Genomic DNA, 10,038 nt, shown 5'->3' with positions numbered 1-10,038 from the left:
ACTCCATTCCGAACTCAGAAGTGAAACGTATTAGCGCCGATGGTAGTGTGGGGCTTCCCCATGTGAGAGTAGGACACTGCCAGGTCCCATTAAGAAGAACCCGCCTAACGGCGGGTTTTTTGCTTTCTGAACCAGAAAAAATAATGGGGTCAGAGTACATTAATCCCTATCACCCCAGCAAAACACTAAAATGGGGTCAGAGTACTTTATTACGCCAAATAGCGGAGCCTAGTCAGACATTTTTTTATCCAGCATTGTTAAATCAAAAAATGTACTCTGACCCCAATATTAAGATTTCAACGATCTCCGTAGTTCTCTTTCTCGTCTTTTTTAGCATAACGTTTGATCTCACAAACGGTACAACAGAACGATTCAAAATAAAGGGGTCAGAGTACTTTATTGCGCTAACTACCAGAGCGTAGTCAGACATTTTTCGTTCAGTACTGTTAAATCAAAGAATGTACTCTGACCCCATTTTTCTCGGATATACAAATCGCTCGGTTCTTTATGCCAGTAGTGTGTGTAATTACGAGTTTGAAAGTGAGCTAAAATCCTATAGTTCGCCAGCTTAGGCAAAGGTATTTAAGATGCAAAACAAGGGAGGTGTAATTAAAGTCTTACCTTCTTATGAGCTTGAAAAGTACTCTGACCCCATTTGTTAGATAAGTAAAAATGTACTCTGACCCCATTATTTTTGTGTTGTCAGTATTTATAGACATTCTTATTCGATAAAAGCCTTAATAGAATCGACTTACTTTTAGCAAAATGAACGTTTTTTGGTAAACTCTGTCGAGTATTTTTCTAGTCGAAGTAAATAGGACAAACTAATGGCCGTATTCGGTACAGTATTCATGCCACAAATGGCACTTGCTACCTTTGTCAACGATGAGTGGACTGACACCGAATTTGTCAGTGCAGACAGTATTCAGCTTCACCCTGGTGCACACGTGCTTCATTACTCAAGTACATGCTTTGAAGGTTTAAAAGCATTTAAGCACGAAGATGGCAACATCAACATTTTTAGAATGGATAAGAATATTGAGCGCTTCGCTCAAAGTAGCCGTCTACTTAATTTGCCTGAAATAGACAAAGCACAAGTAGAAAAGATGATTATCGATATTGTTGCAAAATACGCGTCTGAGGTTCCAGAGCCACCTGGTTCAATGTATATCCGTCCTACTCATATCGGAACGGAAGCGTCTATTGGTAAAGCGGCAGCACCATCAGCAAGTTCAATGCTATACGTTCTATTATCTCCAGTTGGCGATTACTTTGCAGGCGGCCTAAAGCCACTTCGCTTGTTGCTTGACGAAACAGGCATGCGCTGCGCACCGCACATGGGAATGGTAAAAAGCGGTGGTAATTATGCCAGTGCGTTGCCTCCTATTCTTAAAGCGCGCTCAGAAGTGCAGGCTGATCAAATATTGTTTTGCCCTAATGGCGATGTACAAGAAACGGGGGCTGCTAACTTCCTGCTAATTGATGGTGATGAAATCATTACTAAAGGCTTAGATTCTAGCTTCCTACACGGTGTAACCCGTGCAACTATTCTTCAAATCGCTGAAGACCACGGCATGAAGGTAAGCGAGCGCGATATTACTGTAGAAGAACTACTAGAGCGTTCCGCTAAACCGAATACTGAAGCAGCACTGTCTGGTACAGCGGCTGTACTGACGCCGGTAGGTACTTTTATTCATAATGATAAAGAGTATCAGGTAGGTAACGGCGAAGCAGGCCCTGTAACGATGAAGCTAAGACAAGCATTGAATGATATTCAATGGGGTAAAGCTGAAGATACTCACAATTGGTTGGTGAAAGTGCCAAACTAGTCTAAACAGACACCCATTAAAAAAGCCTGCTAACGCAGGCTTTTTTATATTTACTAAGGCACTCGTTTACTTCGCTTTGCCCTGCTTAGCAACGGCATCCATCATTGCTTTAATAGCGTCAGCATCGCCAAGATACTCTTTAGAGATTGGCTTAAGGTTTTCATCTAGTTCGTATACTAGTGGTACACCTGTAGGAATGTTTAGGCCCAACACTTCTTCGTCTGACATACCATCTAGATACTTAACAAGGGCACGAAGACTGTTGCCGTGCGCAGCAATAATCACGCGTTTGCCTGCTTGAATGTCTGGACGAATAACGTCGTGCCAGTATGGTAGTACACGCTCGATAGTTAGTTTTAAGCTTTCACCACGTGGCAGGATCTCAGCATCTACATTATTGTAACGTGGATCGTGACCCGGGAAGTGCTCACTGTCATCTTCAACCGCTGGAGGTGGAATATCGAAGCTACGACGCCAGATTTTAACCTGCTCTTCACCATGCTTAGCGGCTGTCTCTGCTTTGTCTAAGCCTGTTAGTGCACCATAGTGACGCTCGTTCAGACGCCAGTGACGCTCTACTGGAAGGTAGTGCTGGCCCATTTCTTCAAGTGCAATATTAAGTGTTTTAATAGCGCGAAGAAGTACAGACGTATAAGCCTGATCAAATGTAAATCCAGCATCTTTAAGTAGCTGACCTGCGGTCTTTGCTTGTGCTACACCAGTGTCGGTCAAGTCAACGTCGTGCCAGCCTGTGAAACGGTTTTCCAAGTTCCACTGACTTTCTCCATGACGAATAAGTACCAATTTATACATAGTTGGGTTACCTGCGGCGTTAGAGTGAAATAGTCTGAGAATTTCCAGAGTTTGGACGTTCAGACGTATATTTAAAAATCTGCTGTTATCATCCTTGATTGGCGCTTAAAAATCCAGTTTATGCTGATACAAAATCGCAGGTAAGATGTGTGTTTGTCGCCAAAATTTGAGAATGATTATATAAAATGAGTAAGGTCAGGATGTGCGACTTTAATCCACTCTTTCATCGATGGCTCTTCTATGAAACTAAAGTCTTCAAAGTCAAATCCCGGAGCTACGGTACAACCCACCAAAGAGTAATCTCCCATAGTTGCGGCTGCCTGAAAATTTCCTGCTTTAACCACTTCGACATAATCGTTGCTTCCACCACCAATACGACGTTCCCACAACTGTTGCTTTTCAAGTTGAAACAGCTGTAGGGGAGCCCCTTCGTAGTGATTCCACACTTCATCGTGCAAAACGCGGTGAAAACGGCTGACTTGCCCCTTCAGTAAAAGAAAATAGATATGAGTAAGCGCGGCTCGACTGGCATTGTGAACAAACGATTTTGTTTCGTTCTCAGAACGGAAAACCTGGCGATAGAAACCTCCCTCGGGGTGAGGCGCAAGGTTGTACTTCTTAACTAGCGGGTGTGTCATGAAAACTTCGTTATTCTTGTTATTGCTTACTACTGATGCTGGCATATTCCAAAGCCTTGTTTAGCAAGTATTAAGACATTTAATGTTTAACCTTCTTTAAAGCATACCGTTTGGTGAGTTATAAGAAAACAGAAATGTTGCATATATGTAAATTGACCTGTTCAACCAGTTCTTTGTTAATACACTAAATTTTCAAAAGGAATATCCTCACAATACAGTGCGCTAAGTTTAATTAGCCATAAGTAATGCGACGCACTTTAGTCTATTTGGCTTGTGTTAGTAACCGAACTTCTGATTCCCTTTAAAAAATCACCCAAAAAACAGATGCCACTACAAATACTAGGTGAACTTTTTTTCATGTTAAGGCCGTACAAATTGACAAATAAGGCGACGGGACAATACCCGTTGCTCGTTTCTTGCGTTGGTAAACTTGAGACGTACACAATATTCACGAACAGGCAAAGAAGGATGGTGAGCGTATGACATATAAGTCTTTTTCGCAGCTTGAAGTAAACGGCAAAAACTTCAAGGCGGTAAATTTTGACGGTATAGGCAGTAAGTTTGCGCTCGACAGGCTTCCCTTTTGCATCAAAATTTTGCTGGAAAACCTGATTCGCCATGAAGATGAAGAGTTCGTAAATAGTAACGATATTGAGCAAGTAGCAAAGTGGGACACTGACAATCACGTTGACCACGAAGTGTCTTTTGTACCTGCACGCGTTATTCTTCAAGACTTTACAGGTGTGCCAGCTATTGTTGACTTAGCAGCCATGCGCGATGCGGTAAATCGTTTAGGCGGTGATGCACAAGCGATTAATCCACTCAATCCTGTAGAGCTGGTTATAGACCACTCGGTAATGGTTGATCACTTTGCTGAAGACAATGCGCTTGAAAAGAATACTGACATTGAAATTCAGCGAAACAGAGAGCGCTATCAGTTTCTGAAATGGGGTCAGTCTAGCTTTGACAACTTCAAAGTGGTTCCCCCTGGTCGCGGTATCGTGCATCAGGTTAATCTTGAGTATCTTGCTCGTTGCGCATTTACTAAGGAACAGGATGGGGAAACCTTAGTTTACCCAGATACCCTAGTAGGAACAGATTCGCATACCACGATGATTAATGGCCTTGGCGTTCTTGGCTGGGGTGTGGGCGGTATTGAAGCTGAAGCGGCGATGCTGGGTCAGCCAGTAACAATGTTACTACCGAAAGTGGTTGGCTTTAGGCTTTCAGGTAAATTACCTGCTGGCGTAACTGCCACCGACATGGTGCTAACTATCACACAACAACTACGTGAACATGGCGTTGTTGGAAAGTTTGTAGAATTCTACGGCCCGGGTCTTAAACACTTGACCACAGCAGATCGCGCAACGATAGCAAACATGGCACCAGAATACGGTGCAACGTGCGGTATTTTCCCTATTGATGATGTTGCGCTAGATTACCTGCGACTCACCGGTCGAGACGAAGAGCAAATTGCCCTTGTTGAGGAATATGCAAAGTTCAGTTACTTATGGCATGACGACCACTCTAAAGATGCGCAGTATCATGAAACCCTTGAACTAAACTTAGACGACGTTGTTCCTTCACTTGCTGGACCAAAGCGTCCTCAAGATAGAATTGCTCTTGATAAAGCGGCCGAAGCGTTTAAAGAATGGCATCGTTCGCAGATTGACGTGAAAGTGCTTGATGAAGAAACCGATCTCATCGCAGAAGCGGGGTTAGGCACAACAGATAAGGTCGACGAAGACCACGACTCATTCGTGGAGTTCAGAGGAAGTAAGTTCAACCTTGAAGATGGCGCTATTGTAATTGCTGCTATCACAAGCTGTACTAACACGTCGAATCCATCAGTGCTCGTAGGCGCAGGCTTGCTTGCCAAGAAAGCAGCGGAAAAGGGCTTAACCCGTAAGCCGTGGGTTAAAACTTCATTAGCACCTGGTTCGCAGGTTGTTACTCAGTATTTAGAAGATGCTGGTCTTATGGACCCGCTTGAAGCACTAGGTTTCAATTTGGTTGGCTACGGTTGTACAACCTGTATTGGTAACTCTGGTCCGTTACCTGATGCCATTACTGACGCTATCAGAAAAGCGAAACTTACCGTTACGTCGGTATTATCTGGTAACCGCAACTTTGAAGGGCGTATTCACCCTGATGTTGCTGCGAACTACCTGGCATCGCCACCATTGGTTGTTGCATACGCGTTGGCAGGGAACATGAGTGTAGATATCACTAAAGAGCCGTTAGGCCAGGCGAGTGATGGTTCTCCGGTATACTTAAAAGACATCTGGCCTACCGAAGACGAGATACAGCAATACATAGCTGAAAACGTCACCGGTGATTTGTTTAAAGAAAAGTACGCAGATGTATTTAAAGGAAGCGGTGAGTGGAACGAACTGCAGGTAAGTAAAACATCGGTCTACGACTGGCCAGAATCAACCTATATTAAGCACCCGCCTTTCTTTGAAGTAATGGGTAAAGAGCCAGAGGCTTTAACGGCAATTGAAAACGCACGATGCCTGGTTAAGGTGGGCGATTCAATTACTACCGACCATATTTCACCTGCGGGGGCCATCGCAAACGATAGCCCGGCAGGGGAGTATCTTCAGGCACAAGGTGTTGAGCCTAAAGACTTCAACTCTTATGGATCTCGCCGTGGTAATCACGAGGTTATGATGAGAGGTACGTTCGCTAACGTTCGTCTTCAAAACCAACTGGCGCCAGGCACAAAGGGCAGTGCAACCACACACTTTCCAAGTGGTGACAGCATGTCTATATTCCACGCTGCGATGCGCTATAAAGATGATGGCGTACCTGCCATTGTTATTGGCGGGAAAGAGTATGGTACTGGTTCAAGTCGAGATTGGGCAGCTAAAGGTCCTTCTTTAATGGGGGTAAAAGCAGTACTAGCTGAGAGCTACGAGAGAATTCACCGCTCTAACCTAATTGGTATGGGAATTTTACCGCTCCAATTTAAGTCAGGTGACAGCGCGAGTTCTTTAGAGCTTAAAGGTAATGAGATCTTCTCTATCGATGCGGTTGAGCGCGGGCAGTCCGAGGTTCAAGTGAAGGCTGTGTCGGACGAGGGGCAAACAACCACCTTTATGATGGACATCAGAATTGATACATCAAACGAGTTTACCTACTTTGAAAACGGCGGAATTCTGCATTACGTGATCAGAGAATACTTGAAGAAATAAGCATGCTATACGTTGAAGGCAAGGGACACATCCCTTGCCTTTTATTTGCGAGTTAGTAGTAGCGCTTTTCGCAAATAATCTCTTTTATGTTCGACCCAATTTCTTTGTAGCGAAAGCACTTAAGATCCTTGGCATCAGCGCCGTATAAGCTAATGTATTCATCGACTTTTGGCTGCATGGCAGACTTAAAATCTTCGGGAAGCGCACTGTCGATCTCTCTGTAAGTTTGTTCCCATTTGCGTCGCTTCTGTTCAAGCGCGACATTGAGCCACACCCAACCTTTTTGATAGTCAGGTTCCATTCCCCAACCATAAAGGTACATCTGCGCTAAATAATACTGAGCCTCCTTATTTCCTGTATGAGCTGATTCCGTTAGCTTAGCTAACGCAGTGTCGAAATCCTTATCTTTTAGGGCTCTAACACCATCCTTTACTATCGCTAAATAATCATCTTTCCACATATCTTCAATGGTTCTATCCCTGGCTTGAAGTGTTGTCGAAAACGCGCTAATTGATATCATCAAAACAACAGCTTGTTTTAGTTTCATTGCTTCCCTTCTTTTAACGTTATTGAAAATGTAAGTTTAAGATTAATCACCACCGATAATTTGAACTTGTGCAAGGTCGGTGTCGCCTTTAAGCACTTTGAATATTGCGTCTTGAACGAGGGTACGCATACCGTCAGCAGCAGCCTGAGACTTCATGTCGGCTACGCTGGCTTCTTTGTACACCATTGAGCGAAGTTCTGGCGTCATGCCCAATAATTCGTGCACACCTGTTCTACCTTTGTAACCCGTATTTCCGCACTCTTCACAGCCTTTGGCCCTGTAAAGTTCCAGTGGCGTTTGGAGGTTGAGCTCTGACAGGTGTTCTTGACCGTACTGGCGCTCAATAAACGCCATGTCTTTTTCACCCGCTACATATTTCTCTTTACAGTTTCCACATAAGGTTCTGATAAGTCGCTGGGCTAATATACCTACGCAGGCATCCGAGAAATTTACCGGGTCGAGACCCAAATCAAGTAAACGGGTGATGGTTTCTGGTGCTGAGTTGGTATGCAGCGTGGACAGTACTAAGTGACCAGTCAAAGATGCTTCAATACCCGCGTGAGCAGTTTCTTTATCACGCATCTCACCAATAAGAATAATGTCAGGGTCAGCACGTAAGAATGCGCGTAGTGCTGCTGCGAAGTTAAAGCCAATTTTAGGACTTACTTGAACCTGTTGAAGGCCGGGTTGAGTAATTTCCACCGGGTCCTCAGCTGTCCAAATTTTCTTTTCAGGCGTATTCAAGTACCCCAATATAGCGTGTAGCGTGGTGGTTTTACCTGAACCTGTAGGTCCTACAACAAGCAAGATGCCGTGAGGCTTTTTGATCATTTCTTCTAACCTTGTACGGTTAGAAGGAGCTAAATTCATTTTGTCGATAGGCATTGCCCCACCAGATGCCAAAATACGCATTACTACGCCTTCACCAGCAACGGTAGGAATAGTAGCAACACGTACTTCTACGAGTTTGCCGTTCATTCTAAATGCAAGCTTGCCATCCTGAGGAACGCGCTTTTCTGCGATATTAAGATTCGACATGATCTTAATACGCGCAATCACTGCATTATGATGTGAGTTTGGCACTTGGTTCATATCGCGGCATACACCATCCACGCGCATGCGCACACGAGTAGGGGCATTCTTCTCTGGGTCTATATGAATATCTGATGCATTTAAACGTTTAGCGTCGTGAAGTATGCGACTTACCAAACGAACAACGGCCGGTGCGTCGTCTGAAAGCTCATCAATTTGATCTTCATTGTCATCTGTGGACGAACCGATTTCATCAAGAATATCGCTCATTTCACCGGGGCCGCCGCCCCCACTATTTTCTCCAAGATACTGAAGAATGAGATTAGGCAGGCTTACCGCGATCTCATAGCTATCTATGCCCATCGCGCTTTCAATTTCCATGAGAAGTGCGGCATTGTTAGGCTCGGCCATTAGCACTATTGGCTTATCATGGGCGTCGGCGATAACCGCCACATAGTTTCTTTTTAGATATGAAACGTTAAGCCGACTTTCGTTTTCAAACCTGTGATATTTTTCAGGCAGATAAGAAATGAAGGGAACTTGATAGTGAATAGACAGAGAGTTACCGATTTCTTCTTCAGATATACGGTGTTCAGAAACAAGGCGCTGTACTAAAGCGCGTATGTCAGGTGTTGAAGATTGAATATCGGCGAGCGTTGTTTCTTCCAACAAACTCTTATGTACTAAAAGATCAAATGGGTTGTTAGTGCCGCCTAACTCAAATCTGAATTTATCACCAAGAATAAGCGCCAGTGCATTGCCAAGCTTTAGATCGTCTTCTGTAAATCCGCCACTGGTCTTATTGATGATTTGAATGACACCCATCAATACACCTGCATTCATTATCGGTACGCAAAGAATGTTTTGTGTTCTGAAGTCGTTGTCTTTGTCGAACTTGTCGGCAAAACGAAGGCGAGGGTGAATACTTTGAAGTAGTGTAGGATTATAAGGGTCGTCGATAACTACGGGCTTTTGAGAAAGCGCAACGTATCCCGCAATAGACATGGGGCTAATTGGCACTTTTATCTCTAGGGTTTCCTTACCGGTTTTAAATCGGGCAACCAAGTCCTGATGCTGACGGCGGCGTTGAAAAATACTCATTCGAGTCGCGTCAAATAAGCCAAGTATCATTGGCTCTAATAGGCTGTAGGCATCCAACAACGTAGAGTGGTTATTTAAGATGCGTTTTATTTGTGCAAAAGTTTGCTGATTATTTACTACTTCCATATTCTCACTACTAATAATATTGGCGCCTATTCCTTTACGCTTCTGACGCTACAAGCATGTTTTACGCTAGGGTATCAAGATATACTGATACCTCAACTGCAACAATACTACTTATAGACAGTTACATACACTGTTATAGCGTAAAAATATGTGTATAAAAAGCAAACTGCCTCTTGCATTGCCCTCTGCTTTCTGTATAATTCGCGCCCATTGCCCAATTAGGGCATGTAATTTTTAGCCGCGACCTCACTGCTTTTAGGGTGGTTGCCGAAGTAACGGATTCATCATTACTGATTAGCCTGTTGCTGGCGTGCTAGAAAAAAGAACAGGGTTCCGATTGGGAACCATCGGTTTACGCACATCCTTTCTTTCCGGACAAAATGGAAGAGAAAGGGTGAATTTTTTTGTTCTTTCGATTGGAGCTTAATCGATGCCAAATCAAAGAATTCGCATTCGTTTGAAAGCGTTTGATCACAAGTTGATCGATCAGTCTACGGCTGAAATCGTTGAAACTGCGAAACGCACTGGTGCTCAGGTAAGTGGTCCTATTCCTCTACCTACTCGCAAAGAACGCTATACAGTTCTGATTTCTCCGCACGTTAACAAAGACGCGCGTGATCAATATGAAATCCGTACTCACAAGCGTTTGGTAGACATCATCGAGCCAACTGATAAAACAGTTGACGCGTTGATGCGTTTGGACTTGGCTGCTGGCGTTGATGTTCAAATCAGCCTGGGCTAATAAGAGAGGGTTA

The 10,038-nt window shown here is 44.0% G+C and carries 7 protein-coding genes and 1 rRNA gene; 4 read left to right on the top strand and 4 right to left on the bottom strand.

The window, feature by feature from the left end; genetic code table 11:
* A 5S ribosomal RNA gene (gene rrf, locus E5672_RS20175) occupies positions 1-85 on the top strand; the annotation flags it as partial.
* A 742-nt stretch (positions 86-827) separates the two neighbouring features.
* Entirely contained in the window at positions 828-1,829 is a 1,002-nt protein-coding gene (locus tag E5672_RS18670; protein WP_136783700.1) for a branched-chain amino acid aminotransferase, read from the top strand.
* Between the two features lie 66 nt (positions 1,830-1,895).
* On the opposite strand, the gene gpmA is transcribed toward E5672_RS18670, so the two are convergent.
* Both gpmA and E5672_RS18660 read right to left on the bottom strand, forming a co-directional pair.
* Positions 1,896-2,642 (bottom strand): 2,3-diphosphoglycerate-dependent phosphoglycerate mutase, encoded by a 747-nt coding sequence (gpmA, locus tag E5672_RS18665; protein ID WP_136783699.1) that lies wholly within the window; start codon positions 2,640-2,642, stop codon positions 1,896-1,898.
* Positions 2,643-2,818: 176 nt separating this feature from the next.
* Positions 2,819-3,325: a cupin domain-containing protein gene (locus E5672_RS18660; RefSeq protein WP_240692280.1), complete on the bottom strand. Its 507-nt coding sequence runs from the start codon at positions 3,323-3,325 to the stop codon at positions 2,819-2,821.
* A 434-nt stretch (positions 3,326-3,759) separates the two neighbouring features.
* On the opposite strand from E5672_RS18660, the gene acnA reads away from it, so the two are divergent.
* On the top strand, positions 3,760-6,477 hold the full coding sequence (gene acnA / locus E5672_RS18655) for an aconitate hydratase AcnA (RefSeq protein ID WP_136783698.1): 2,718 nt from the start codon (positions 3,760-3,762) through the stop codon (positions 6,475-6,477).
* A 52-nt stretch (positions 6,478-6,529) separates the two neighbouring features.
* Here acnA and E5672_RS18650 read toward each other — a convergent pair whose 3' ends face one another.
* Positions 6,530-7,024: an SEL1-like repeat protein gene (locus E5672_RS18650; protein ID WP_136783697.1), complete on the bottom strand. Its 495-nt coding sequence runs from the start codon at positions 7,022-7,024 to the stop codon at positions 6,530-6,532.
* Positions 7,025-7,066: 42 nt separating this feature from the next.
* Positions 7,067-9,283 carry a GspE/PulE family protein gene (locus tag E5672_RS18645; protein ID WP_136783696.1) on the bottom strand — a complete coding sequence of 739 codons (2,217 nt, stop codon included), beginning with the start codon at positions 9,281-9,283 and terminating at the stop codon, positions 7,067-7,069.
* A 430-nt stretch (positions 9,284-9,713) separates the two neighbouring features.
* Between E5672_RS18645 and rpsJ the strand changes: the two genes are divergently transcribed.
* Entirely contained in the window at positions 9,714-10,025 is a 312-nt protein-coding gene (gene rpsJ, locus E5672_RS18640) for a 30S ribosomal protein S10 (RefSeq protein ID WP_010179497.1), read from the top strand.
* Positions 10,026-10,038: the final 13 nt, after the last annotated feature.

Source organism: Alteromonas portus, assembly GCF_005117025.1.
In the GTDB taxonomy this organism is placed as follows: domain Bacteria; phylum Pseudomonadota; class Gammaproteobacteria; order Enterobacterales; family Alteromonadaceae; genus Alteromonas; species Alteromonas portus.
This window is presented reverse-complemented; position numbering and strand designations above follow the sequence as displayed.

What these genes read in the sequence shown, in the direction of transcription:
- E5672_RS18670 (WP_136783700.1), top strand. Translation starts at nt 828, where the DNA reads ATGGCCGTATTCGGTACAGTATTCATGCCACAAATGGCACTTGCTACC.
- E5672_RS18660 (WP_240692280.1), bottom strand. Translation starts at nt 3,325, where the DNA reads ATGCCAGCATCAGTAGTAAGCAATAACAAGAATAACGAAGTTTTCATG.
- gpmA (WP_136783699.1), bottom strand. Translation starts at nt 2,642, where the DNA reads ATGTATAAATTGGTACTTATTCGTCATGGAGAAAGTCAGTGGAACTTG.
- E5672_RS18650 (WP_136783697.1), bottom strand. Translation starts at nt 7,024, where the DNA reads ATGAAACTAAAACAAGCTGTTGTTTTGATGATATCAATTAGCGCGTTT.
- rpsJ (WP_010179497.1), top strand. Translation starts at nt 9,714, where the DNA reads ATGCCAAATCAAAGAATTCGCATTCGTTTGAAAGCGTTTGATCACAAG.
- E5672_RS18645 (WP_136783696.1), bottom strand. Translation starts at nt 9,283, where the DNA reads ATGGAAGTAGTAAATAATCAGCAAACTTTTGCACAAATAAAACGCATC.
- acnA (WP_136783698.1), top strand. Translation starts at nt 3,760, where the DNA reads ATGACATATAAGTCTTTTTCGCAGCTTGAAGTAAACGGCAAAAACTTC.